The organism is Thiovibrio frasassiensis (assembly GCF_029607905.1).
In the GTDB taxonomy this organism is placed as follows: Bacteria; Desulfobacterota; Desulfobulbia; order Desulfobulbales; family Desulfurivibrionaceae; genus Thiovibrio; species Thiovibrio frasassiensis.
Window position 1 is genome coordinate 1,356,834 of the sequence record NZ_JAPHEH010000001.1, and the last position, 25,820, is coordinate 1,382,653.

A 25,820-nucleotide genomic window follows, 5' to 3' on the forward strand; every position below is an offset into this window, starting at 1 on the left:
GTTAGCGGGTTTTTTTGTGTCTTATGTCCCGCTGGGGGGCAATGCGGGGTTTGACCGCTAATGCGGTTGCAGATGCTCGACCTCCCGGCTGTCGCATTTTGGGCAGATATCTATCCTGTCTGCGATCACTCCGGTGTCGACGCAAAACGGCGGATAACAGTCGGGACAAAAACAGGTAAGACACTCCTTGCATCGCATCAGACTGGCGGGGGACTTCCGGCATTTTATACAGACGGCCGCAGTTTGCTCTCCCATAGTGTTCCCTCCTCTCCCTGAATTATGACCATAAAAGAAGATTATCGCGGATGCATGACAACAGTCAAGAAAAGGCTGGGAGAAATACCGGCGAGAATTTCTCAGTGGAACACTGCTGCCCGCGTGTGATAAGATAGTTAGGCAGCTGGTTCTCCCATGGCAGATGTCTGGAACGGAGCTTCCTGGTATTGGAGGGGTGATGCGATGAAAGTAAGTGAGCTGCGACTTATTCAGAAACGGTTGGCAGAGGATGCGCTCTATTTTGGTCAAATTGACGGCAAGCGTGGGCCCAAGACAGATAAAGCCCTTGCGCTTGCTTTGGCCTTGCGCTCCGCGGAACTTCCTGAACAGTGGCAAGGTTGGTCACAGGCAAGGTGGGCTGTCGCCTATTTGCAACTGCTCTGCCACGATCGAAACATTGATGCCGGAAAGATTGACGGCCTCTATGGGCCGCAAACGGAAAGTGCGGCCAGGAGCTTACGGATTCTTAATGCCACCGGCTCCCTGCCCCGGGGCTTTGGCGATATCGTTCCTCTTCGCGCCAATCCGCATCAATTCCCGATGGAAGGCGAGGATGGACTGAGCGATTTTTACGGGAAACCGTGTGCCGTGCGATTGGTTCAGGTCCAGTGCCCGTGGACCCTTCGTCTGGATTGGGACCTCACCAACACCACCCGCACCATTTCTATCCATGAGAAGCTCAGCGACAGTTTAGCGAGGATCCTGCAAAAAGCGTATGCGGTCTATGGGCTTGAAGGTCTTAAGAACCATGGGCTGGACCGCTACGGCGGAAGCTTTAACTGTAGAAAGAAGCGCGGGAGTGTGTCGGCATGGTCCACCCATGCGTGGGGCATAGCCATTGATTGGTATCCCTCGATGAATAAATTGGCCTGGGGCAGTAACAAGGCCACTCTTGCGCATCCCGATTTGGATCCCTGGTGGGGAATATGGGAGCAGGAAGGGTGGCTCAGCCTTGGGCGCTGCGAAGATCGTGATTGGATGCATGTGCAGGCCGCAAAGCGCTAACAAGCAAAGCAAGTTTCCTCCCTCAATGGTCGGGGTAGTTATAGTTGTGGGGCCGACCTGAAGCCTTCTGCATACGGAGCGATTGCAAGATGAACCGCCCTAAGCAAGCAGTTGTGGTGATACATGGCATCGGTGAACAGCGTCCCATGGAAACACTCCGGAGTTTCGTGGAGGCTGTTCTGCCCGAGACATTGAAGAGCGCGCAGAAAAAATATCGCAGCAAGCCCGACCAAATGAGCGAGTCCTTCGAACTCAGGTGCCTGCAGGCCCCCAAGGACCGGGAAGCACACCGCCCTATTACCGAATTCTACGAATATTATTGGGCGCATCACATGCGCGATTCCAAGTATGGTTCAGTATTCTCCTGGCTTGGCGGACTGCTGCTGCGGCGACCATGGAAGATTCCCCGGAAACTGCTCCCGATCTATTTCGTAACCTACAGCGGATTGCTGCTGGCGGCGGCAATTTTAATCTGGGGGCTGTTCGACCAAACTAGTCAATCGCTGATGGCTCGGTTTACGGTGCTGTATGAGAAGAAACAGCTGTACTTTGCCCTGGCGGTTCTTGTCTTGCAGGCCATCGGTAGCCGTTTCCTCCTCGGCTACGTGGCTGATGCCGCCCGGTATTTGACGCCCTCTCCCGACAATATCGACGAACGGAACAAGATCAGGGCGGAAGGGATCAAGCTGCTCCGGGCGCTCCACAAGTCCGAGAAATACTTTCGCATTATCGTTGTCGGACACAGCCTGGGGTCGGTTATCGGTTACGACATGATCCGGCACCTCTGGATGGAATTGCGGGAATCCCACAATCCCTGCCCTAAAAAACAGCCGGAAGCCCTGGGGTTTGATGGGGTGGCCGCGCAGTTGCAGCACGGAACACCAACTGTTGATTCCAGCGAAGTGGAGGCCTTCCAACAGAAGCAACATGAACTTTGGCGGGAGCATCGTGAGGTTGGTATCCCTTGGCTTGTCACGGATTTCATTACGGTCGGTTCGCCATTGACCCACGCCACCCTGCTCATGGCGGAAGACCCGCAGAGTTTCGAGCAGCGCAAGATCGAGTTTGAGTTTCCCTGCTGTCCGCCGGCCTCCAGTGAGGAGACGCATTACCAAAAAAACTATGAATCTCCTGAATATTCACATCCGGTAAGCGTGCGCATTCCAAACCATGGGGCGCCGTTCGCCTCCACCCGCTGGACCAATCTCTTCTTTCCATACCGCATGGGCATCCTTGGTGATCTGATCGGTGGACCGCTTGCCGGAAGCTTCGGCAGGGGCATCCGGGATGTGCCCGTGCGTTCAGGCCATGGAGGATTTCTCAGGAAAACCCTCTACTCCCATGTTTGCTACTGGAAGCCGCCTGAGGAAGGAGCGGAAAAAGAAGAGGAGCATGGGCCGGAGAGCAATAGCCTCACGGCCCTGCAAGCGGCCATGCGGCTGGAGAGTTTGCGCTCTAAAGAGGTATGGCCGGAACCAACCCCGCTTCGGCCAAAGGGGAGCTGAAAAATTGCATGTTTTTTGAGCTCCGGGGGTGGGAGAAGGTTTTTTCCTTGCTCTGAGCAGGCACGCTCGCTGTCAACCGGTGGCCGGGCAACTCGGCATCACTGAAACGTCTAAGGAGGAGAAAATGAAATACCGCATTGGTCCTTGGGTTCAGCGCATATCTGCAGCTTCGCTTCTTGTCCTTGCCGCAACTCCATCGTGGTCTGAAGAGGTTGCCAGTCAAGGCACCAAGCAAGGGACCCTTTGGGTTGCCCCGGCGGACTGGTTTGTCTATCTCGTAATTTTTATTGTGTTAATCGGAACTCTGTTGGCCATGGCCTTGCTTCGCGCTGCGCTCACGCTCTCCAGCTGGTCTTTGGCCGATGCCTTGTCCGAGGAGGTTGAAGTTACCGCGATGGAAAAGGATGCGGCCGGCGCAAGCAAAGTGGTTTTGGATGCCTCGGGTAAGCCTCTGATGATCACCGAGCTGCGCGCCAGTTCGAGCCGGATGGTGGCGCTCATGGGGATGATCGCGATTCTGCTGATGTTCCTTGGCTTCGGCGCCTTCGCCCTGTTTGTTTTCGCGAAAACGGGCAGCATGCCTGAGTCAATCGAGCAGGTGGTGAATTATCTCTTGGCAGGACTCACCCTGTTTGCCCCGTATGTTGTGAACAAATTTTCAAGTATTTTTGAGAGTCTTGCGCCGAAGAAGTCGTAACTTTTCTCGGGGGTGGGGATGTGTCCCTCGGAGTACCCGGGTGCCGTTTATCTTGGTTGTTATCTGTTGAACAAGAGGAGGGAAAGCATGGAATTTTTCGCATGTCCTTGTCCCGGCAGGGGAAGGGTAATGATGGACGGAAACGAGCAGGGCGACAACAAGGAGGATGACGGGAGCGTCCGTACCTTGCAATGTGGCCGTGGGCTGCACCGGATTGCTCTGGAATGTGCCGACGGGAAACAGTGTCTGGATTCTCCCCGAAACGTGATGATTGCGAAGACCAATCCAATCAGCCCCGAGGAGGTGGCCTTTCGATGCGCATCCTGAAGCTGTTTTCGGTATTTCTCCTGGCCCCCATTTTTTTTACGTCTGGTTGTGCCCATTATCCCGTAAACCCGCCGCAGACCGGGCATGATCCGAATGTGGGGTATCGCTACAAGGTCGTCCGCGAGATCCTCCCGGATCCCGACCGCCCCTTTGTCCTGCTTGCTTTTTCCGGCGGCGGAACGCGGGCCGCGGCCTTCTCCTTCGGCTTGATGGAAGAACTCAACCGTATTGCCTATACAGCCAAGGATGGGACGAAGCGGAAGCTTCTTGATGATGTTGAGATTATCTCCTCGGTGTCCGGAGGGAGTTTTACTTCTGCCTACTATGCGCTCTATCCGGAAGAGTTCTACGAGACCTTTCCGGAGAAGTTTCTCTACCGGAATATCGAGGGGGAGCTGATCGCCAGGCTGGTGAACCCCTATAACCTGCTGCGTCTCGCCTCCCCTGATTTCAGCCGGATAGACATGGCGGAAGAACTGTACCGGGATACCATTTTCGGCAAGAAGACCTTTGGGGATCTTATCAAGAACAAAGACAAAAAGGTCCCGTTTCTGGTGTTGAACGCCACGGATATCGCCATTACCCATCGATTTGAATTCACCCAGGACCAGTTCGATCTTGTCTGTTCCGATCTGAGCGATGTCTATGTGGCGCGTGCGGTGGCCGCGTCCTCGAATTTTCCGGTGGCCTTCGCGCCGCTGACCATCAATGCCTATAAAAGTGAAAAAGCCTGCGGCCCGTTGCCGCAATGGATCGGCCTGGCGCTTGCCGGGAAAACCTACGACCGGAGGTATAATGATGCTGTGGCCGGTAGATCATACCGCGAGCCGGATGCTCAATTTGTCCATCTGCTCGACGGTGGGCTGGCGGACAACCTCGGCTTGCGGGGGCCGCTTCAGGCGATAACCACCACCGATTCAGGATGGAGTATCCTGCAAGCCCTCAATCAAAAGAAGCGCAATCGGTTGATGGTGATTGCCGTGAATGCAAAAACCTCGAAAAGGCGGGATTGGGACAAGAAAAGCACCCCTCCGGGAATCGGCGCGGTCTTGGAGGTGGCGATGAACGGCCCCATGGATGATGTCTCTTTTGACAGTGTTGAGAATGTTGACAATCATTTCAGCTCCATGGAGCAATTGGCGCGGAGTGTCGAGGCCTGCAACAAAAAACTTGAGGGATGCCCGGATGCTGCCCGGATTCCGCAGCCGATCGTCACGGACTTCACCTTTGCCGAGCTCTCCTTTGACCGGATTGAGGACCCACGCCTCAGACGTTGCCTGCAAGAGCTTCCCACCTCTTTTGCCCTTCCCCGAGAAACCGTTGATCTGCTGCGGGTGGCGGCAGCACAGCTCTTCATGACCTCTGCGTCGTTCAGGGAGGGAATGCAACAGCTTGACCCGGCCTGGATACCAAGAGAGGTGGTTATAGATCCGCAGCTGATTGAGGCGGTGTGTCAGGACATTAAGAGTGAAGAGGGAAGCGAGTGACAGGGTGGACAGCTTCGGCTGCTGTAAGAATTTTCACATGGAAGATAACGGAGAAAAAGTGGTAAGGTGACCGGAATGTCGGCCGCAAGATTGGAAGGGCCGGTTCCACCGTTAGTTTTTTCAGGACCCTATTGTGCATGTGAAAAATAGCCCTCAAACATTGTTTCTTTCTCCGCAGCAGGTTGTGCAGGATGTTCTTTTGATTGTGATGGGCAGCGTTCTGTGTGCCACCGCAATCAATGGGATCCTGATTCGTCAGAATTTCGTTACCGGCGGGATTACCGGCATCTCGTTGATAATCCATAAATTCATCCCAGGGGTTCATCTGGGGTGGATTTATGTCGTGCTGAATGTGCCGCTTTTTGCCTTGGCCTGGATGGCCGTAGGCAGACGGTTCTTTTTTTACTCCATTTTTGGCGCCCTTTCCTTAACGCTGGCCATCGCCTTTGTGCATCTCGATATCAACCTGGATGACAAGATGCTCAATGCCTTGCTGGCCGGGCTCATTCTCGGGGTCGGGGCGGGGCTGTGTTTACGGTCAGCGGGGTCGCAGGGCGGCACGGATATCCTGTCGGTGATGCTCATGCAGCGATTTTCCGTGGGGATTGGCAATACAGTCTTGGCGGTGAACGCCATTGTGCTCCTGTTGGTATCCATCTTCTATTCCATCGAGGCGCTGCTCTATACCCTGATCGTTCTTTATGTTGCCTCCAAGTGTGTCAATCTTGTGGTCACCGGACTCAGCCAACGGAAAGCAGTGTTCATCATCTCTGCCCAATGGGAGGAAATATCCCGGGAGATCCTCAAGGATATCCGGCGCGGGGTCACTATTATCAAGGGGGAAGGTGGGTATGCCAGAAATGAGGAGCATATCCTCTATGCGGTGGTTCCGCTGACAGAACTGGGCCAGTTGAAAAGACTGGTGCAGCAGATCGATCCCGCAGCTTTTGTGGTTATAAACGATACCTTGGAAGTCGTAAATTACAGGATCGGCAATCAGCCGCACTGGTAATGAACGAATTGCCTATCATTCAGCGGATAAGCATCTTCATTTTGATCATCAAAGGGGGGGGACGGCCAGCGGTGGGAAGGGCGTTGCGATAGAGAGGTCGGCCGCGCCTGTTGCAGCGAAGGGAGCCGATCCTCTCGGGCTGCCGCTGTCGCAGGGCACAGGGATGCCTTTGTCCTGCATCCCCTCGGGTTTTTCGTGGTTTCCCCAAGGGGATGAGGTTCGGGCGGTTTTCCGAATTGTCTGGTTTTTTATTTGACCAGATATTCGAAGAGAAACTGCCGGTTTTCGCCGTTTCCAAGTTTGGTTCCTACCTCAAAAACGTATTTTCCCTTCTGGCTCAGGGCAACATCTGCGCCGAAGCTTTCCTCCATGGCCATCATCTTCATCGCCGCCGTTTTTTTGCCGACAGGATCAACGACCTTTACCGCGACTACCCCTGTCCTTATAGGTTTGCCGGTGGCAACATCCGTAAAGGTGATCATAAGGTGGTGGGTCATGGCCATGCCTGCCTGGGCCATGGCCTTGCTGGTGTCGAGCAGGTGGGCCGATCCCTTGACTCCTTTCACCGTTGCGGCGGGCAGCATGATCTGATCGCCACCCATATCCATATCCATGCCGGCCATGGCGTTATGGTCCGCGGCACCATGCTCCATTGCTTGCACTCCAACGGCCAGGGCCAGAAATAGCAGGGCGGTTATCAGCTGCGTCAGGTTTTTTCTCATGGTTTTTCTCCTCTATGGGTTATTGCAAGGGACGGATTATTCCGTGTGAGCACAGGGTTGATAAGGCTTATGCCCCTTCCACCTCTTCCTCGGCGGTGGCGGTCATGCTGTCTTGTAATTTCCGGCTGCGCCAGAGAAAGAAGATGACCGGGTAGACCAGCAACTCCATGACCCCGGAGGTCACGACGCCGCCGACCATGGGCGCGGCGATGCGTTTCATCACATCGGCGCCGGCGCCGTGGCTCCACATGATGGGCAGCAGACCGGCGATGATCACCGAGATGGTCATGATCTTGGGGCGGATGCGCTTGACCGCTCCGTGGTGGATGGCTTGGACCAGATCGCCCCGGGTGCGCATCCGGTCGGCATCACCCCAGAGTTTATAGGAGATATCGAGATAGAGGAGCATGACCACCCCGGTCTCGGCATCAAGCCCGGCCAGGGCGATAATTCCGACCCAGACCGCCACCGAGGTGTGGTAGCCGAGGAGATAGAGGAACCAGAAGGCACCCACCAGGGAAAAGGGCACGGCCAGAAAGACGATGGCGGTTTTCACCAGCGACTTGGTGTTCAGGTAGATGATCACGAAGATGAGCAGGATGGTGAGCGGAATGATCACCACCAGCCGCTCTTTGGCCGATTGCATGTATTCGAACTGGCCGCTCCAGACAATGGAGTAACCCGGGGGCAGCTTGATTTTGGCTGCCACTGCGGCCTGCGCCTGTTTCACGTAAGTGCCGATGTCGATGCCGGTGATGTCCACATAGACCCAGGCGGTGCGGCGGGCGTTTTCGCTCTTGATCGCTGGCGGCCCCTTGTGCATGGAGATGGTGGCCACCTGGGAAATCGGGATATGGGTGCCGTCCCGCAGGGGTACCAGGATGCGGTGCAGGGATTGCAGGTCGTTGCGGTAGTCGCGCAGGTAGCGGATGTTCACCGGATAGCGCTCCAGTCCTTCCACGGTCTGGGTGATATTCATCCCCCCCACCGCCGACTGGATGATGTCTTGCACCTCGCCCACCGTAAGGCCGTAGCGGGCCGCGGCCGCCCGGTCGACATTGAAATCGAGATAGTTGCCGCCCACCACCCGTTCCGAATAGGCGCTCAAGGTGCCTGGCAGGGTGGAGATCAGCGCCTCGATCTCCTCGCCGATGCGGCTGAGCTCGTTGAGATCGTTGCCCATGACCTTGATGCCCACCGGGGTCTTGATGCCGGTGGAGAGCATGTCGATCCGGGTTTTGATCGGCATGGTCCAGGCATTGGTCAAGCCGGGAAACTGGATCGCGTTATTGAGCCGTTCGATGAGCTGTTCCGGGGTCATCCTTTTTTGGTCCGGCCAGAGCAGGCGGAAGGGCTTTTGTAGCCAGCTCGGCCAATCGCTGTAAAAACGGGGGACCTCCACGGTGCGCCACTGCTCTTCTGGTTTCAGGGTGATGGTGGTTTCCAGCATGGACAAGGGGGCCGGATCGGTGGCGGTCTCCGCCCTGCCGATCTTGCCGAAGACCCGCTCCACCTCGGGAAAGGCGGCGATGATCCGGTCGGTCTGCTGGAGCACTTCCTTGGCCTTGGTGATGGAGATGCCCGGCATGGTGGTGGGCATATAGAGCAGGTCGCCTTCATAGAGGGGCGGCATGAACTCGGAGCCCATCCGGCTGATGGGCCAGGCAATGGAAGCGATCAGGAGCAGGGCCACCAGGATGGTCCCCTTCCGCTGGCGGAGGACAAAATCGACCACCGGATGGTAGACCCGGATCAACAGGCGGTTGACGGGGTTGGCGTGTTCCGGCTTAATCTTGCCGCGGATGAACCAGCCCATGAGCACCGGCACCAGGGTTACCGAGAGCAGGGCCGCCGCGCCCATGGCGTAGGTTTTGGTGAAGGCCAGGGGCTTGAAGAGCCTGCCGGACTGCTCCTGCAGGGTGAAGACCGGCAGGAAGGAGACGGTGATGACCAGCAGGGAGTAGAAGAGGGTGGGACCCACCTCTTGGGCCGAGGCCAAGATGATCTCCCAGTGCGGTTTTTTGCCCCGGTCCCGCTCCAGATGTTTGTGGGCGTTTTCGATCATAATGATGGCGGCGTCGATCATGGCGCCGATGGCGATGGCAATGCCGCCCAGGCTCATGATATTGGCGTTGATCCCCTGGGCGTGCATGATGATGAAGGCCATGAGGATCGCCACCGGCAGGGTGAAGATGGCGACAAAGGCGCTGGGCAGATGGAAGAGAAAGAGCGCCGTCACCAGGGCGACCACAATGCTCTCCTCAAGGAGCTTTTCCTTGAGGGTGCTCACCGCATGCTTGATCAGACCGGAGCGGTCATAGGCCGTTTTGATCCGGACGCCTTCGGGCAGTCCTGCCTGCAGGGCGGCAATCTTCTTTTTAACGTTTTCGATCACGGTCAGGGCATTGCCGCCGAAGCGCATCACGACAATCCCGCCCACCGCCTCGCCTTTGCCGTCAAGTTCGCTCACCCCGCGGCGCAGTTCCGGCCCGATGCGGACCTCGGCCAGATCCTTGACCAGGACCGGGGTGCCCAACCGATCGGTGGAAACCACCACCTGTTCAATGTCGGTCACCGATTTGATGTAGCCTAAGCCTCGGACCATGAATTCGGACTCGCCCATCTCCACCAAGCGGCCGCCCACATCGTTGTTGCTCTGCTGGATGGCCTTCCGGATCTGCGGGATAGTGATGTGGTAGGCCAGCAAGCGGTTGGGATCCACGGAAACCTGGTACTGCTTCACGTAGCCGCCGATGCTGGCCACTTCGGAAACCCCTTCCACCGCAGCGAGCTCGTAGCGCAGATACCAGTCCTGGATGGAGCGGAGCTGCTGCAGGTCGTGGCGATCGCTTTCCAGCACGTATTCGTAGACCCATCCCACCCCGGTGGCGTCCGGGCCCAGGCTCGGCGTTACCCCCTGCGGCAGTTTCTTGGAGGCGTAGTTGAGATATTCGAGCACCCGGGATCTGGCCCAGTAGATGTCGGTGCCGTCGTCAAAGATCACGTAGACAAAGGAAAAGCCGAAAAAGGAGTAACCCCGCACCACTTTGGCATGGGGCACGGCCAGCATCTGGGTGGTCAGGGGATAGGTCACCTGATCTTCCACCACCTGGGGGGCCTGACCGGCATACTCGGTGAAGACGATGACCTGGACGTCCGAGAGATCGGGAATGGCGTCGATGGGGGTGTTCTTCAGGGCATAGCCGCCGCCCACGATCAACAGGGCGGTGAGGAGGATGACCATGAATTTGTTGTTGATGGACCACTCGATTATTTTGGTGAGCATGGGTGCGCCTATTTCGGTTGGCAACGAACAAGCTCCGCTGCCAACGGTTGTCGATCTGTTGCCCTTGACTGTCTTTTGGGGACCTGTGGCTTTTCTCCTTCTTTACGAGCCCATCATTTTGCGAAGAGAGAATCGAGGGATTCCTCGGCCTTGGGCCCGGGCTTTTTCCCCGCAGGCGGGGGCTGCTTTTCTGGCTCCGTCATTTTCTGCGTCGCCGCCCGCAGGGTACTTTCCGAGTCGAGCATGAACTGGGCGGAAACCACGATGCGCTCTTTTTCGCTCAACCCCTGTACCACCTGGACAAAGCCATCCTCCGTCTGCAATCCCAACTTCACCAAGCGCGGTTGGAATTTGCCGTCCCCCAGGGCGACGAAAACCCGCTGCTGTGCTCCGGAGTTGATCACTGCCTCCACCGGGATGGCGAGCACGTTCTTGATCGCCTGGGTCTCAATGCTGACATTGACATACATGTCCGGCTTGAGTTCGAAACCTGGGTTGGCCAGGTCGATCCGGGCCTTGACGGTCCTGGTTTTGGCCTCCACGTAGGGGTAGATGGTGCTGATTCTGCCCCGGACCGGCTCCCGCTGGTAGGGGAGCTGGATGCTCGCCGTCTGGCCGACCTTGAGCCAGGGCAGCTCATATTCATAGATGTCCGCATAGACCCAGACCGTGGAGATATCGGCGATCTGGAACAGCTCCATCCCCGCCTTGACAAACATGCCCTCGCTGATCTTTTTCTGGGTGATAACCCCGCTGTTTTTGGCGTAAAGGGTGAGGGTCTTCTTGGCCGTGCCGGTTTTTTCCAGGTTCTTGATCTGGGCCTCGCTTATATCCCAGTAGCGTAAGCGCTTGCGGGAGGCTTCCAGCAAACGGGAGCCGCTGGCGGCGATTTCAGGCACCTCGCTGTTGGCAAGGGCACCCTTGTTGCGCAGGGCCAGGAGGTACTCTTCTTGGGCGGTGACCAGATCCGGGCTGTAGATTTCCAGGAGCGGCGCCCCCTTTTTGACCTGGCTGCCGGTTTCATTGACATAGAGGCGCTCGATCCAGCCGTCGATCTTGGAGTTGAGGGAATATTGGTGTGGCTCCTCGTAACCGACCAACCCGACGGTGCGGATGGTCCGGCTCATGTCCCTCCGGCTGACGGTGGCGAGCCGCACCCCCATGTTCTGTTGGGTCACCGGATCGATGGTGATGACCCCGCCTTGGGTGTTTTCTTTTCCCGGTTGTGCTCCCTTGCCGGGCCCCGCGGTTTTCAGCGGGGTAAGGGTCATGCCGCAGATGGGGCAGTTGCCCGGTTTATCCCGAATAATGAAGGGATGCATGCTGCAGGTGTATTTCTGGGTTTCGGCGTGTGCTTCGCCGGGTCCGGCCGAGAGGTGCAGGTGCGGGTGTTCGCCGGCTGGCGGTGAAAAGACCACCGGGCCGGTAAGGGTGAGCAGGAGGCTGAGAAAACCGGTCAGGAAAAATGTGCTGGTCCGCGGCATGGTTATTCGCCCTCCTGGCCAGGTGCTGGCGGTTGTCCGGCATTATTAGCGGCCGGGTTGCCGGGCTGGCCGGATTCCGCTTCCAGCCGGGCGAGGTTGCGCTGTCCGTCGCTTAGGGCCTTCTGGTATTGCAGTTCAAAGGTGTAGAGGGTCATCAGGTTGTCCAGCAGGGTGAGGAAGGGAATCTTGCCCACCTGGTAGCCGTTGATCGCCGATTCCAAGGCCTGGCTGGCCTGGGGAATGATACCGGTCTTGTACAGTTTGGCCTGATCGTGGTTGGTCTGCACCTGGCTGTAGGCATCCTGGATATTGAAAAGCACCTGATTGCGGAAATCCTGATACTGGGCAAGGGCCATGCGTGTCCCGGCCGCTGCTTCGGCGGCTGCAGCACTGCGTTTGTCCCGGAAGATCGGCAGGTTGATCCCCACCTCGATTCCGGCAAAGTCGGTGCCGGAGTCAGCATTGTTGGGCTCCCGGAAGGTGTAGGCCAGGCCGACCTTGAAGTCCGGGTTGTAATCGAGCTCGGCCAGTTTGTGCTGGGCTTGATAGCGATCGATCAGGGAGCGGTAAGCGGCATACATGGGCCGCAGGGTTTCCGCTTTACTCTGCAGGTCCTCCAGGGGGGTATCGATGGCGGCAAGGGGTGGATCGGGGGTGTCGGCCACCGCCGTGGCCGAGGGGCGGTTGACCAGACGGTTGAGACCGGCCAGGCTGGTGAGGTGCTGCTGGCGCAGGCTGTAGAGGCGATCAAGGAGTTTGCCCCGTTCCACCTGGGCCTTGAGTACATCCTGCTGTTGGCCCTTGCCCACCTCGTAGTTGGCCTCGCTCAAGCGGATGAAATCATCCAGCAGCCGCATGTTCTTTTCGATGATGCGCACGGCCCGGACGGTATAGGTTAGGGAATAGTACGCCTCCTTGACTTGGCGGCTGAGCTGTAACTGCTGCTCGGCCAAAAGGGCCTGGTACCATTTGGCCTGGAGTTCAGCAATCTCGGTTCTGGCCGCGAGTTTGCCGGGGAAAGGAAAATCCTGGGAGAGTTTGACGATCTTGCCGCTCATGGGAAAGATGTTGCCGGAAAAGGAGTCTACTGGATAGTTGCTGAAGGAGAAGGAGAGGGATGGATCGTTCAAGGAGCCGGCGGGGATGATATTGTGTTCATAGAGGCGGAAGCGGGCTTCGGCTGCCTTGAGCTCGGGGTTTTCGGCCAGGGCTGTAGCGATCAGCTCCTCCAGAACCGGCGGGAGGGTATTTTGCGCTGCATGCGCTCCCCCTGTGGTGGCGAGGATAATAAGCAGGGCGGCTAAGTAACGTATGGGCGTATGCATTCCTCTCTCCTTGTAAAGACTCACTGGTCGGGTCAGAAACAACGCAAGGAATATGCCAGGTAGTTTATTTCTTGTTATATCATGATCTTGTCTGTTTATTGTCTAGCTGAAATGGTGCTGAATGAAGAATAGTCTGTAAGTTGACTGAGTAATATTCTTTAATTTGCCGTATCTTTCGCGGGCAATCGGTCAGGGAATTTTTGGAATGCAGTAAAAAAACGGCACCATGAAAAATCTTCTTCCTTTTCCTCTGGGATGTCAAGAGCTCCCCGGAGGCGCACAGGTTTTCTTGCTTGCACGGCACAGAGATTGCGGCTTTTTATACCGTAAAGGGGGTCGATCTGCCCCAACTGTACCGTTGCGGCGAATCTGTCTTCGGCGGGCCGTATAAGCGTTACGGCTGTAGGAAAAGTCTTAAAAATATGATACGCTTCATTAATCCGTTGTTTGAGGCAGACCCAGGCAACGTGAGCATTCGCACGGGTCGAAAGAGGAGAGAAACCTCGTTGCGCCTTTTATCCCGGCAGGAGAAGCCGTGGAGCACAGGCTTATTCTCCAAACATGTGCCCAGCCCCAAGGAGGCAGTCCATGGAGAGGAAAGGCATGAATGCCCTGGTGGGAGCAATTGAGGCCGGCGGAACCAAATTCGTCTGTGCTGTCGGGACGAGTCCGCAAGACCTGACCCGGACGCAGTTTGCTACCGGAGACAATCCTGACACCTTGTTTTCCGCGGTTACGAACTGGTTTGTTGAGCAACAGCGTCTGCGGGGGATGCTCCAGGCCATCGGCATCGGCTCATTCGGTCCGGTGGATCTCGACAAAGGTTCGCCAACCTACGGCTATATCACCTCCACGCCGAAAGCCGGCTGGAGCAATACCAATATCCATGGTGCGGTAAAAAGGGTTTTTCCGCATATCCCGGTAGCGATCGACACCGATGTCAACGGGGCTGCCTTGGGCGAGTATTATTGGGGCAATGCGGTCGGCTTGCACGATTTTGTCTATATCACTATCGGCACCGGTATCGGCGCAGGCGGGATGGCGGGAGGGCAGCTGCTGCACGGCCTTGTCCATCCCGAGATGGGGCACATCCTGCTTCCGCGCATCCCCGGTGACACCTTCGCCGGAGTATGTCCTTTCCACGGTGGGTGCTGGGAAGGGCTGTGTTCCGGCCCGGCGCTTTTGGCGCGATCCGGGATGAGCGCGGAGCTCCTCCCCGCGGAGCATGAGGCCTGGGAAATGGAAACCCAGTACATTGCCTCCGCTATTGCCACCATCGTCTGCGTTTTATCGCCCCGGCGGGTGATTATCGGCGGGAGTGTGCGAAAGGGTGGGCAACTCGGTTCGGATCGGTTTTTTCAGATGATCCGCGAGAAGGTACAGCTCGTGTTGCATGAATATATCGTTTCTCCGGCCCTGCACGAGGAGATCGGCGGTTATATTGTGCCGCCGCTTCTTGGTGACGATGCCGGGGTGTGTGGAGCCATTGCCTTGGCGCAGCAGGCAGCCGCCTAAGTTTTTTTTTCGAATTATTCCTTCGTGGTTGCGGTGCAACAACCTGCAAGCACGGGGGGAACCATAAAATCGACACAGGAGGTTGGTCAACATGAAGGTGCGTACCCTGTTTTTGCTGATTATCTTAGGTGTAATCACCGTTTTTGCTGCGCTCAATTGGAACGCGTTCATGGCGCCGACCACCCTATCCTTAGGGGTTGCCAACGTTCAGGCACCCCTCGGAATCATCATGCTTGGGTTGTTGGCTTTTCTCTCGGCGGTGTTTCTTATTTTTATCGTCTCTCTGCAGACCTCGGTCCTCTTTGAGGCTCGCCGCCATGCGCGGGAGCTGCAGGCCAATCGAGAGCTTGCGGACCAAGCCGAGGCTTCACGGTTTACCGAACTGCGCGGATTCCTGGAAGGAGAGTTGAAAAGGCAGGCAGGGTTCGAGGCGGAGTCGAAGGGGGCCGTGCTGGCAAGACTGGATCAGCTGGAGCAGGATCTCCGCGCTTCGGTGGAACAGTCGGGGAACATGCTCAGCGCTTACATCGGTGAGCTGGAAGACCGGCTGGAAAAGGTGGTCCAGGGGACGACTTTGCAGTCGCCGTCCTGATATTGGTATCGAGGTTTGGATGTGTCACGCGCACATTCGCTTTGAGCAAAAATATAAAGAGAAAAAGGAGGTTGTCGGATGCAAGAGAAAACAGGCGATAATGGCTGGAGCCCGTATCTTGCCGGAGCCCTTGTCGGGCTCCTGGCGATTGTTTCAGTGTATGCAACGACCCAGTGGATGGGGAAAACCACCTACATCGGGGCATCGACCACCTTTGTCCGCGCTGCCGGCCTTTTGGAGCGGACGGTTGCGGCGGAACATGTTGCGGCAAACGACTATTTCGTCAAAGAAAAGGTCCGGGTTGATTGGCAGTTTATGTTGGTGCTCGGAATCTTTGCCGGGGCGTTGCTTTCTTCGCTCTCTGACAAGAGTTTTAAACTGGAACGGGTACCGCCCCTCTGGGCGAAGCGGTTTGGGCCCTCCCTCGGCAAACGAGCGGTGGGCGCTTTCGCCGGTGGGGTTGTCGCCATGGTCGGTGCCCGGATGGCAGATGGCTGTCCAAGCGGACATGGACTCAGCGGCATGATGCAGTTGTCGGTAAGTGCCTTTGTCGCGTTGGCTCTGTTTATTGGCGTCGGCATGGTTGTCGCGCATCTCGTGTATGGAGGACGGAAAGCATGAGTATCGATCAATGGTTGGGCCTGGTTACAGGAATTGTATTCGGGTTTTTGCTGCAAAAAGGTCGCGTTCTCCGCTTTGATAAGCAGATCGGGGCGCTGCTGTTTCAGGACATGACAATATTCAAGTTCATGCTCTCGGCAGTTCTCGTGGGCATGGTGGGGATTCTGCTCCTTTCCGACCTGGGAATTATCACCTTGAGCCACAAGCCCATGAATCTTGGCGCTGTGGTGCTCGGCGGGGCCTTGTTTGGCGGGGGTTGGGCGATCATGGGCTTTTGTCCCGGCACCTCCATCGGTGCTTTGGGGGAAGGGAGGTGGCATGCGATTTTTGCCGTTGTCGGCATGATCGTGGGTGCCGCAGTCTATGCGGAACTCTTTCCCTTTTTTAAAGCAACTGTTTTGGCCTGGCAAGATTTTGGCAAGATCGGCTTGCCCGAAGCGCTTGGTGTTTCGCAATGGCTCATCGTCCTCTTGTTTGGCGGCGGGGTTATCGCTCTGTTCCGTTGGTTTGAAAAGAAGGGGTTGTGAGCTATTAGTCTGGCATCGAGAGGATGGCTCCCTGTGGGCGGGGTTGGGCCTTTCCAGTCTTGTCCACCGGTGATCCGTACAGGGACGTGAGACAATGAAACGAGACGTTCTGAATCGGTATGAGTGCTCTCCCGACGGCAGCATTCTCATTGATGTTGCCGCCGCCGGCGTGGAGGATCTCTATGAAGATTTTGACAAGAGTGCCCCTTATATTCGCAGGGACTTGGATCAGGATCTTGTCGACTACCTGATCGATTGTGCGAGGGAGTTGGGGCGGGAGCCTTTCTCCATTCGTTTCACCCTGGCAAAGATCACCGATGACCGTCGTTTCGCCCGGATCCGCCGGAGCGTGAATGTCTTTTTCCTCTATCTTGCCGAGAAAGAACGGCAAAAGATTCATCAGATGACCCGCAGGTCGTTTGTGCTTTTCTGTATCGGCCTTGCCATTCTTTTCATCTCCGTCTGGGTCAACCAGTCCATGGAATTAGAGCGTTCGGTGGTGGGGAATGTCTTCGCGGAGGGCCTCACGGTCGCAGCGTGGGTGTCATTGTGGGAAGCACTGGCGACTTTCTTGGTTGAATGGTTTCCCCGCCGCAAGGATATCGAGTTGTACCAGCGGCTGGCCCACGCGAAGCTTATCTCCCGGTTAGAGCCGACGAGCGGCAATGTGGACTCGGGGCAGGACACGCAGGCCTGTGTGCGCTAGGGTTTTATCAGGTTCGTGGTAGCAGAGCTTTCTGTCCGGCGAAACGCAATTCCCGGCCCATGAGATTATTGTTCAATAAACCAAGTGAGGGGGGCACGTGATGAGCTTTGGCCAAGCAATCAGAACCTGTTTTTCTAAGTATGCGGAGTTTAACGACCGGGCTTCTCGGCCGGAATTTTGGTGGTGGACGCTCTTTGTGGTGTTGGCGTCCATGGCTGCTGGCATTATCGGAGAAGCGGCTTCAGCTCTTTTTTCTTTGGCCACAATCCTGCCGGGGTTGGCGGTGGGGGCGCGAAGACTGCATGATACAAACAGGAGCGGCTGGTTTCAGCTCCTGTGGCTCATTCCCGTGGTCGGCTGGATTCTGCTTATCGTCTGGTTCGCGCAGGCAGGCAAGGAGCCGAATCGTTTCGGTTCCGCTGGATAGCGAGAAAAATGGCGGAAGAAGGAGCGTGCCTCCGGGGTATTGCTCCTCCTGAGTTTTTAGGTATAAAAAAAACCGCGCCAGCAATGGTTTGCGGTTTTTTTATGCCTTGGCTCTGTGGACTCAGGCGGAGTGCTTTTGCAGTTTGCTGTGGTGGATCGAATAGCTGAAATAAACGAGAACCCCGATCCCCAGCCAGACCGCGAAGCGAACCCAGGTAGTCCATGGGAGAAAAGCCATCAGCCCGCTGCAGGAAAAAGCGCCGAGCAACGGGAACACAGGGTTGAGCGGGTTTTTGAAGGGCCGGGGCAGGTCCGGTTGCTTGATGCGCAGGACGACCACCCCAAGACAGACCAGAACAAAGGCGGCCAGGGTGCCGATATTGACCAGCTCGGCCAATTCGCCCAGAGGGATGAAGCCGGCGATCAGCGAAATGAGCAGACCGCAGATGGCGATGACCCGGACCGGTGTCTGGGTTTTCGGGTGCACCTCGGCAAAGAACGGCGGGAGCAAGCCGTCTCGGGACATGGCGAAGAATACCCGGGTCAGCCCGTAATAGAGAACGAGCATCACCGTGGTCAAGCCGGCGATGACGCCGGTGGCAACCAGGGCCGAGGCCCAGTTGACCCCGATCAGGTGCAGGGAGTGGGCTACGGGGGAAGGGACGTTCAGCTGGGTGTAGGGCACCATGCCGGTGAGCAGCCCGGCGACCACGATGTAGATAGCGGTGCAGAAAACCAGGGAAAAGATGATGCCGAAGGGTACGTCGCGTTGCGGGTTTTTTGCCTCCTCGGCAGCGGTGGAAACCGCGTCGAAGCCCACATAGGCAAAGAAGACCATGGCCGCCCCGGCCAGCACCCCGACCGGCTTGCCGTCCGGGCTTTGGCCGCTCCAGCCAAAGGGCATGAAGGGGGTCCAGTTTTCCGGATTGACATGGAACGCAGCCACGGAGATGAACACTCCAATGGTCAGCAGTTTGACAAAGACCATCACCATATTGGTGCGGGCGCTCTCCCGCATCCCCAGCATCAGCAAAACCATGAGAATCAGGACGATGCCCGCCGCCGGCAGGTTGATGATTCCGCCCTGCATGGGAGCCTTGGTCAGGGCGTTCGGCAGGGCGAGGCCCACGGCGGTGAGGGCATTGTTGAAGTAGCCTGCCCAGCCGGTGGCCACGGCGGCGGTGGCCACCCCGTATTCGAGGATCAGATCCCAGCCGATGATCCAGGCGATCAACTCGCCGAAGGCGACATAGCTGTAGCCGTAAGCGCTGCCGCAGCCGCCCACTGCCGCAGCGAGTTCGGCATAGGCCAGGGCCGCGAAGGCGCAGGCGATCCCGGCGATGACAAAGGAGAGCACCACGGCGGGACCTGCTTGGGTCGCAGCGGCGATGCCGGTGAGGACGAAGATCCCGGTGCCGATGATGGCCCCGATCCCGAGAAAGGTGAGATCAAAGGCGGAGAGGCATTTGTGGAGGCCGGTATGGTCGAAATCACCCGGGGTGGTGGATTTGGTGCGAAAAATTTTCATGCCCATTCCTTCGTGAATGGATTGCGGTGATTGGCCTCAGGTCGGATGTCTTAGGTTGTAAAATGGGTCACCAGCCCCAGAGCGTCTCCCGCTGGACCCAGCCGGTGAGCCCGGATTCATGCTTGACCTTGACCCAGCCTTTTTTGTGGGTCATCGTCCGCAGGACCACGCCACGGGTGGCATTGCCTATGATGCGCTCGCTTTCCGAGGGTCCTTTCCGGATAATGGTTTTTTCTTTTTCAACGATCATGTAGGGCGTTTTGCCAACCAGGGTTTTGTATATCCAGCCCGTGTCCGATTCATAGTCCGTCACCTTGAGCCAGCTGCCCTTGCGGCTGACCACCTGCAAGGGGTACCCAATCCCCAATTCCCACTTGATCGGGTATTTTTCTCCCGGCCCGGAACGCATTCTCGCCTTGGCCTGTTTGATACTCACCATTTCCGCGTGGGCCATGGTGGTGAAAACGAATAGAAAAACGAGTCCGAAACAGAGTCGCCGGATCATAACAACCTCCTTGCGCTGTGTGGTATTACGGTTTACTGGCCGAGGAGAGCCCCCTGTCCGGAACGGCCAAGGGGATTCCGCCTATTTCCAGAGAGATGGCGTCAAATTGGCAGGCCTTGTTCATGCAGGCCAGACAGGTGATGCACTCGGGGTCATCGGGAGATTCATTGAATTTGACCCCCATGGGGCAGACATGGTGACAGGCCTTACAATTGGTGCATTTGGCTTTATCGAGGTGCAGCTTGACCAGCCGGACCTTGCTGAAGAACGCATAAAAAGCGCCCAAGGGGCAGGCTGTTCGGCAGAAGGGTCGACTGGAAAAGACGGCCCAGAGCAGAAAGAGGACCATCACTACGAATTTATTGAGGAAGAGCAGGCCGAGGGTGTTGCGGAGATTGGGCTGGAGAAAGAGCATGGGTAGCCCGGCTTCCAGGGTGCCGGCCGGACAGATAAACTTGCAGAACCAGGGGTGGCCGGTGCCGAATTCGTCAACGAGCACCAGGGGCAGAATAACGACAAAAAGGAGCAGGATGATGTATTTGCCATACGAGAGCATGCGCGGGATTGCGAATTTTCGGCTGGGGATCTTGTGCAGCATTTCCTGGATAAAGCCAAAGGGGCAGGCCCAGCCGCAGATCATTCTGCCGAACAGCCCGCCGAGGACCCCGATGGTGCCGAGCACCGAAAAACCGAAATAATACTGGCCGTTTTCCAGGGCGATGCGCAGGCCGCCCAGCAGCTGTTGGATCGACCCCATGGGGCAGTAGCTGGTGGCCGCAGGGCAGGAGTAGCAGTTCAGCCCAGGCGCGCAGATCACCTTGAGCGGTCCCTGATAGATGGTTTTGCTGAAGGGGAAGGACCAGGAGCTGTTCGTGAGAAAACCGACGATTACCTGGACCCATTTGCGAACGCTTTCCATCTCAGCCAATCCCTATACAGCTCAGGCATACCTGCAACGCCTGTTCCAGGACGCGGGACGGTTCCCCGGTGGCGACGCCGATCAGCCAGAGGAAGAGAAAGGCGGGGATCACCACAAATGGTCCTTTGCGGAGTGACCTTTTGTGGTGGGATTCGCGGCTGGTTGGGGGCATGGTCTTGTCCTTCTGCGTTTTTTCAGGTGAGACGGGCTTGAACCGCGGCGGTTTTGTCGCCCAGCTTCACATCCTTGTCCCGCCTCTCGTCGAGCATAATCTGGGTCACGACCCGCTGGGCGCCGCGGCCGAAGGGCAGCCCATGCAACCGGGAGGCCAGGGCGAGGAGCACCTCGACTTCACCTTCGATGATCGTTCCCATGTCGGTCAGTTCGTGGCGGACACCTTCCCTGCGTAAGATCTCCTGGATATCGGCTACGTATTGGCCTACGCTGGGGGTTTGGGTGCCCAGAGGGATGATGGTCAGTTGCATGATCGCCATGATTTTTTCCCTAACGCATGTTGCCGGTAATGGAAAAATAAAAAAACATACCACAGAGATGTAATGGCTGCAAAGTAAAGGGTTCTGGCGAATTGGCATCGGGCAATTTTTGCCGCGAAACCGGCGCATCGAGGGCCTAAACGCTTGACCTGCAAAAAAGAAAACGACTCGCCTGTGGTCTCGCTTTTCTCCTGTCTCCGGTTTTTTCCGGAACGACAGCGCCGTCTTCTGGCGGAGGTATCAGCCGATCACTCCTTGTCCTGGAAGGTCTCAATCTGTGCGAAAAGTTCCTCGTCCAACAGATCCGGGTTTTCGCTATTGTAATAGAGAATGTTTTTCAGATGGAAAAAGCTGTCCAGGTCCATCTCGTAAAAGTGCAGCGCCAGACCATCTTCTTCCACCCGGACAACCGTGCCCTTCATTTTCAGAGTCAGATGACTGGTTGAACCAACCAGTCGCAAGGAGACCAGGCAATTTTCGCCGATCGTGTGTCCGGTGACGCCAAGCACGAAGACGCCCTTAAGACTCAGGTCCGCAGTTTTGCACTCCGCATGGCGTTGGTCCGGAAAGTCCAGGCCGATGAGCACTTCAAACGGAACCCTGCTGTTTTTGCGTTTGTTCTTCATGGTTGGACCCTCTTGTCCTGTGCTCTGGTTGCCTGCGGTACGCAGCGCTCCTGTCAGGATGTTAAAAAAACAGCCGTGTTTTTTACTTCGCAATTGCAAAAGTGAATCGTCTGATTCCCCATAAATTGCCGAAAAAAGGGGGCCTTCGACCGCCTGCTATTTCGGCATGAAAAGAAATCCCTCCCGCTCCAGTAACTGGCCGAGATTCAGCAGTTGCAGCTCCTGGTCTTCCGTGAGGCGGGCCGGGCCGAAAAGGTCGCCATTTTTGGCCCGAGCCAGGGAGAGGGCCGGAACCGCTGCCTGTGCAAGGCTCCGGCAGAGAAGCACTCCGTGCCAATGCCCGCTGCTCACCACCACAAGCATGGAGGCCTCTTCATCGGGGATATCGGCCAAGCCAATGCCGCGAGGGATCATAACGGGGAGAATCAGTTTTTTCAGTTTTCCGTTTTTCAGCAAGGCAAGCGAGCCTTGCATCTGTCCGGCCAGACTGTGAAACCAGCCTCCTAAATCTTTCAGGGGAATCTGGCTGGTTTTGATGTATTGCTTTCTCTTTTTGGGGGAGAGCGGTTTGATGAGGGCGATGTTTTCTTCGGCAATAGCGAGGGACAGCTTGCCGATGCTAATCTGGCGGATCAAGCCCCCCGGTTCAATCGGCAGGGGTTTTGGCGCTGTAGTTTTGGAAACAACCTTGCCCGGAGCTATGCCTGTGGCGGCGCGGACGGTATTGGGCTCGTTCCGCGCTATTGGGGCTTCTTCCAAGGAAGTCGGCGTTTCCCAGGAATCTAAATCGGCGGCAGATTCAGGCGATTGCCCCGAAGAACCGGCGGGAGACGCAGCTTTTTCCGCAGCCACCTTCTCCTTGAGTTTGGCAAACTTGCCATACACCCTTTTGAACACCTCGGCATCCCGGTCCGGGTCGAATTTGGAGTCCTCGTACATGTTGACCACATGGGCCATGGTTTCCTTGAGGAAATCGATGAACTCCGGGGGAACCTGGCCCTGCCGTTTTTGGGCGTAGAGGAGAACGCTGTCCGCCATGGTAAGAATGGTCAGGGCGTTTTTTCTGCTTTTGAAGCGGTTTTTCAGGCAGGTAAAGGCTGCCTGCAGCGGTTCGATTTTTTTCTGGGACAGGCTCCAGTCCTGGGAGAGGATCTCTGTTTTTAGTTTCAGGATGGATTCGTCGATGGAAAGAATCACCGGTATTACTCCACAGCCATTGGCTTTATAAGGGTAAAGAAGAGCAAGAGTTGCGCAGACTGTGAAGCGCAACTCTTGCTCGGGTATTTTTTTCATCCCCTCTCAGGGCAAGCGGGGCCAATGCCCTATTGTGACTGGATATTTTGTAGAGTACTATAGCAGAAATTGTCGGAGTTTGGCAACAGACAGTTGTGCGGGAGGGCAGTTCTGTCGCGGCTTGTTCGTCGGGGTGAGACGATGCCGGCAGTGGTTGGATACCAAGCGGCAGCACCATCGCAGGTACTGCTGTGCGCGGGTCCTAAAAAAAGATTCCCGGGTGATCGGGCAAGGAAACACGAGACATGCTTGAAGATATGGTTTCTTTTTTTGTCCTCCTGTTCGGGGCCTTGGTCGGGAGCTTTCTCAATGTGGTCATTGTCCGTTTGCCCGAGGAAGGAGCCTCCGTTGTTTTTCCTGCCTCGCATTGCCCGGCCTGCAAAAAAAACATTTCCTGGTACGACAACATCCCGGTGCTGAGTTTTCTCTTCCTGCGCGGCAGGTGCCGCCAGTGCGGAGCGCGGATCTCCTGGCGGTATCCCCTGGTGGAGAGTGCCATGGCGCTCCTCTCCCTGGCTCTGTATCTCCACTTTGGCCTTTCTCTTCTCTTTCCCATCTATTTTCTTTTCTGTGCGGCCCTCATTGCGGTGATCTTCATCGATTTGCAGCACCAGCTTATTCCCGACGTGATCAGTCTGCCCGGCATCGTTCTCGGATTTGGCCTCTCTTTTATCAACCCGTTTGTCACCTGGCAGGAGTCCGGGTTGGGGATTTTGTTCGGGGGGGGGAGTTTTTATCTGGTTGCTCTGGTGTATTACTTGCTCACCAAGCGGGAAGGCATGGGCGGCGGCGACATCAAGCTGCTTGGGATGATCGGCGCTTTTCTGGGCTGGCACTCCTTGCCCTTTGTGGTGTTCGGCAGTTCGCTGCTGGGTACGGTGGTGGGGGTCGGGGCCATGATCAAACAGGGCAAGGGCGGCAAAACCGTTATCCCCTATGGGCCATTCCTGGCCATCGCGGCGCTGCTCTATCTCTTCTTTCGGCGGGAGATCCTCTCCCTTTTTGTCCGCTATGTGCTCCATGGCTGATGAGTGCTGATGGAACCGCCAGACGAGAAAGTTTAGAGGAGGTTTTCTTTCTTGAGATACACCTGGAGAATGGAGACAGCGGCCGGGGTGATGCCGGAGATCCGTGCTGCCTGGCCCAGGGTTCGGGGCTGGATCTTGGTGAGTTTTTCCACCACCTCACGGGAAAGGCCGGACATACTCTGGTAGGGGAGATTTCCCGGCAGGAGCACTGACTCCATGCGCCGGAAACGGTCCACCTGCTCGCTCTGCCGCTCGATGTAGCCATGGTATTTGATGGCCAGTTCCACTTCCCGGGTAACCTCTTCCTCGGGCCGCGGCAAGGAGAGGCCGGTGAGCTGAGCCACGGTGACAAGATCCATTTCCGGTCGTCGCAAAAGGTCGGCGGCACTCACCACGGTTTTGAGGGTGGCGCTGCCCATGGCCACCAACCGGTCGTTCAGTTCCTGCTTGGGCCGGAGCGCGGTGGTGTTGAACAGGGCCAGGGTTTCCTCTATGGCCTGTTTTTTGGCCACAAACAATCGGTAGGTTTCATCCCTCACCAATCCCAAGTTTCTGCCAATCTCCCCCAGCCGCAGGTCGGCGTTGTCTTCCCGCAAAAGCAGCCGGTATTCCGCCCTGGAGGTGAAGAGCCGATAAGGCTCCTTGGTGCCCTTGGTGACCAGGTCGTCGATGAGCACCCCGGTGTATGCTTGGGAGCGGTCCAGGATGAGGGGGTCCTCCCCGCGCACATATTTCACCGCATTGATTCCGGCGATCAGCCCCTGGGCTGCGGCCTCTTCGTAGCCGGAGGTGCCGTTGATCTGCCCGGCCAGGAAGAGCCCCCGGAGCCGTTTGGTTTCAAGGGAGGGATGCAGTTCCAGCGGATCGACATAATCGTATTCAATGGCATAGCCGGGCCGGATGATGGCGACATTCTCCAGCCCCTTGATGCTGCGGAGCATGGCGGTCTGCACATCCATGGGCAGGCTGGTGGGCAAGCCGTTGGGGTAGATCTCCACGGTGTCCAGCCCTTCGGGTTCTAGAAACACTTGGTGCCGCTCCTTTTCCGGAAAGCGCATGACCTTGTCTTCCACCGATGGGCAATAGCGGGCCCCCACCCCTTCGATAATCCCGGTATACATGGGAGAGCGGTCGGTGCCCGCCCGGATGATCGCATGGGTGGTCGGGTTGGTGTAGGTTATATGGCAGGGCCGCTGCGGCAGCACCGGCTGTTTGCCCCTGTTGGAAAAGGAAAAAAGGTTGGGCGGCTCATCGCTGTACTGGGCTTCGAGTTCTGAGTAATCGATGGTGGTTCCGTCCAGGCGCGGGGTGGTCCCGGTCTTCATCCTCCCCATGGCCAGCCCCAGCTCCTTGAGATGCAGGGGCAGCGTAAGCGATGGCACGTCGCCCATGCGGCCGGCGGGGAAATTCTTCAAGCCGATATGGATCAGGCCGTTTAGGAAGGTGCCGGTCGTGATGACCACGCCCCGGGCGGTGATCTCCTCATCGAGAGAGGTGATCACCCCGGTGATCTCCCCGTTCTTTATGAGCAGACGGTCGGCGGTTCCTTGCCGGATATGAAGATTCTCCTGCTGCTCCATCACCGACTTCATCCGCAGCCGATAGAGAAGCCGGTCGGCCTGGGCCCGGGAAGACCAGACCGCCGGGCCCTTGCGGGTGTTGAGGCGGCGGAACTGGATGCCGGTGGCGTCGATGTTTTTCGCCATCTCCCCGCCGAGGGCATCAATCTCTTTGACCAGATGTCCCTTGGCCAAGCCGCCGATGGCCGGGTTGCAGCTCATGGCGCCGATGGTGTCAACGTTGATAACGAGCACCGCGGTGCGGCAACCCATGCGGGCAGCGGCCAGGGCGGCTTCGCAGCCGGCATGGCCTGCGCCGATTATAATGATGTCGTATTGAGAGGAAGTCGGCATG

General features: G+C 57.0%; 24 protein-coding genes. 12 read left to right on the top strand and 12 right to left on the bottom strand.

The annotated features are described in order from the left end of the window. Positions 1 to 459: 459 nt before the first annotated feature. The 5 genes from OLX77_RS06435 to OLX77_RS06455 all read left to right on the top strand — a co-directional run bounded on the left by OLX77_RS06435 (position 460) and on the right by OLX77_RS06455 (position 6,309). On the top strand, positions 460 to 1,281 hold the full coding sequence (locus OLX77_RS06435) for a M15 family metallopeptidase domain-containing protein (protein ID WP_307632771.1): 822 nt from the start codon (positions 460 to 462) through the stop codon (positions 1,279 to 1,281). An 89-nt stretch (positions 1,282 to 1,370) separates the two neighbouring features. Continuing rightward, positions 1,371 to 2,786, top strand: coding sequence for a hypothetical protein (locus OLX77_RS06440; protein ID WP_307632772.1), 1,416 nt, complete (start codon positions 1,371 to 1,373; stop codon positions 2,784 to 2,786). A 124-nt stretch (positions 2,787 to 2,910) separates the two neighbouring features. Continuing rightward, entirely contained in the window at positions 2,911 to 3,483 is a 573-nt protein-coding gene (locus OLX77_RS06445; protein ID WP_307632773.1) for a hypothetical protein, read from the top strand. A 314-nt stretch (positions 3,484 to 3,797) separates the two neighbouring features. Further along, complete coding sequence (locus tag OLX77_RS06450) at positions 3,798 to 5,297, top strand: patatin-like phospholipase family protein (protein WP_307632774.1); 1,500 nt, start codon at positions 3,798 to 3,800, stop codon at positions 5,295 to 5,297. Between the two features lie 184 nt (positions 5,298 to 5,481). Next, a complete protein-coding gene (locus OLX77_RS06455) occupies positions 5,482 to 6,309 on the top strand; it encodes a YitT family protein (protein ID WP_371877464.1) in 828 nt (275 codons plus the stop codon). A 248-nt stretch (positions 6,310 to 6,557) separates the two neighbouring features. Here OLX77_RS06455 and OLX77_RS06460 read toward each other — a convergent pair whose 3' ends face one another. From OLX77_RS06460 to OLX77_RS06475, 4 genes are all read right to left on the bottom strand, one after another. Further along, positions 6,558 to 7,031, bottom strand: a complete 474-nt coding sequence (locus OLX77_RS06460) for a hypothetical protein (RefSeq protein ID WP_307632775.1) — start codon at positions 7,029 to 7,031, stop codon at positions 6,558 to 6,560. Between the two features lie 67 nt (positions 7,032 to 7,098). After that, entirely contained in the window at positions 7,099 to 10,317 is a 3,219-nt protein-coding gene (locus OLX77_RS06465; RefSeq protein ID WP_307632776.1) for an efflux RND transporter permease subunit, read from the bottom strand. 113 nt (positions 10,318 to 10,430) lie between these two features. Continuing rightward, complete coding sequence (locus OLX77_RS06470; protein ID WP_307632777.1) at positions 10,431 to 11,801, bottom strand: efflux RND transporter periplasmic adaptor subunit; 1,371 nt, start codon at positions 11,799 to 11,801, stop codon at positions 10,431 to 10,433. 2 nt (positions 11,802 to 11,803) lie between these two features. Beyond that, a complete protein-coding gene (locus OLX77_RS06475) occupies positions 11,804 to 13,126 on the bottom strand; it encodes a TolC family protein (RefSeq protein ID WP_307632778.1) in 1,323 nt (440 codons plus the stop codon). 603 nt (positions 13,127 to 13,729) lie between these two features. Here OLX77_RS06475 and OLX77_RS06480 point away from each other — a divergent pair. The 6 genes from OLX77_RS06480 (at position 13,730) to OLX77_RS06505 (ending at position 17,514) form a co-directional block, all read left to right on the top strand. Further along, on the top strand, positions 13,730 to 14,641 hold the full coding sequence (locus OLX77_RS06480; RefSeq protein WP_371877495.1) for an ROK family protein: 912 nt from the start codon (positions 13,730 to 13,732) through the stop codon (positions 14,639 to 14,641). A gap of 91 nt (positions 14,642 to 14,732) precedes the next feature. After that, the gene (locus tag OLX77_RS06485) at positions 14,733 to 15,233 is read left to right on the top strand and encodes a LapA family protein (protein WP_307632780.1); all 501 of its coding nucleotides are present in this window, start codon (positions 14,733 to 14,735) and stop codon (positions 15,231 to 15,233) included. 78 nt (positions 15,234 to 15,311) lie between these two features. Further along, the gene (locus OLX77_RS06490; RefSeq protein ID WP_307632781.1) at positions 15,312 to 15,854 is read left to right on the top strand and encodes a YeeE/YedE thiosulfate transporter family protein; all 543 of its coding nucleotides are present in this window, start codon (positions 15,312 to 15,314) and stop codon (positions 15,852 to 15,854) included. After that, complete coding sequence (locus tag OLX77_RS06495) at positions 15,851 to 16,381, top strand: YeeE/YedE thiosulfate transporter family protein (protein ID WP_307632782.1); 531 nt, start codon at positions 15,851 to 15,853, stop codon at positions 16,379 to 16,381. Before OLX77_RS06490 ends, OLX77_RS06495 begins: the two co-directional genes overlap by 4 nt. A 94-nt stretch (positions 16,382 to 16,475) precedes the next feature. Then, a complete protein-coding gene (locus OLX77_RS06500) occupies positions 16,476 to 17,087 on the top strand; it encodes a hypothetical protein (protein ID WP_307632783.1) in 612 nt (203 codons plus the stop codon). A 100-nt stretch (positions 17,088 to 17,187) separates the two neighbouring features. Continuing rightward, on the top strand, positions 17,188 to 17,514 hold the full coding sequence (locus OLX77_RS06505) for a DUF805 domain-containing protein (protein ID WP_307632784.1): 327 nt from the start codon (positions 17,188 to 17,190) through the stop codon (positions 17,512 to 17,514). A gap of 120 nt (positions 17,515 to 17,634) precedes the next feature. Here the strand turns inward: OLX77_RS06505 and OLX77_RS06510 are convergent, their stop codons facing one another. The 7 genes from OLX77_RS06510 to OLX77_RS06540 form a co-directional block, all read right to left on the bottom strand. Beyond that, complete coding sequence (locus OLX77_RS06510) at positions 17,635 to 19,047, bottom strand: amino acid permease (protein WP_443098685.1); 1,413 nt, start codon at positions 19,045 to 19,047, stop codon at positions 17,635 to 17,637. A gap of 61 nt (positions 19,048 to 19,108) precedes the next feature. Next, positions 19,109 to 19,546 (bottom strand): SH3 domain-containing protein, encoded by a 438-nt coding sequence (locus OLX77_RS06515; RefSeq protein WP_307632786.1) that lies wholly within the window; start codon positions 19,544 to 19,546, stop codon positions 19,109 to 19,111. A gap of 25 nt (positions 19,547 to 19,571) precedes the next feature. Then, the gene (locus OLX77_RS06520) at positions 19,572 to 20,465 is read right to left on the bottom strand and encodes a 4Fe-4S binding protein (RefSeq protein ID WP_307632787.1); all 894 of its coding nucleotides are present in this window, start codon (positions 20,463 to 20,465) and stop codon (positions 19,572 to 19,574) included. 1 nt (position 20,466) lies between these two features. Beyond that, positions 20,467 to 20,637 (bottom strand): CD1871A family CXXC motif-containing protein, encoded by a 171-nt coding sequence (locus OLX77_RS06525; RefSeq protein WP_307632788.1) that lies wholly within the window; start codon positions 20,635 to 20,637, stop codon positions 20,467 to 20,469. Positions 20,638 to 20,659: 22 nt separating this feature from the next. Continuing rightward, on the bottom strand, positions 20,660 to 20,959 hold the full coding sequence (locus OLX77_RS06530) for an MTH1187 family thiamine-binding protein (protein ID WP_307632789.1): 300 nt from the start codon (positions 20,957 to 20,959) through the stop codon (positions 20,660 to 20,662). Positions 20,960 to 21,207: 248 nt separating this feature from the next. Next, complete coding sequence (locus tag OLX77_RS06535) at positions 21,208 to 21,585, bottom strand: PilZ domain-containing protein (RefSeq protein ID WP_307632790.1); 378 nt, start codon at positions 21,583 to 21,585, stop codon at positions 21,208 to 21,210. Positions 21,586 to 21,741: 156 nt separating this feature from the next. Continuing rightward, positions 21,742 to 22,878 carry a hypothetical protein gene (locus tag OLX77_RS06540; RefSeq protein WP_307632791.1) on the bottom strand — a complete coding sequence of 379 codons (1,137 nt, stop codon included), beginning with the start codon at positions 22,876 to 22,878 and terminating at the stop codon, positions 21,742 to 21,744. A 245-nt stretch (positions 22,879 to 23,123) separates the two neighbouring features. Here OLX77_RS06540 and OLX77_RS06545 point away from each other — a divergent pair, with 245 nt between their 5' ends. Next, entirely contained in the window at positions 23,124 to 23,906 is a 783-nt protein-coding gene (locus tag OLX77_RS06545) for a prepilin peptidase (RefSeq protein ID WP_307632792.1), read from the top strand. Positions 23,907 to 23,938: 32 nt separating this feature from the next. Here OLX77_RS06545 and mnmG read toward each other — a convergent pair whose 3' ends face one another. Beyond that, complete coding sequence (mnmG, locus tag OLX77_RS06550) at positions 23,939 to 25,819, bottom strand: tRNA uridine-5-carboxymethylaminomethyl(34) synthesis enzyme MnmG (RefSeq protein ID WP_307632793.1); 1,881 nt, start codon at positions 25,817 to 25,819, stop codon at positions 23,939 to 23,941. Between the last annotated feature and the right edge of the window lies 1 nt (position 25,820).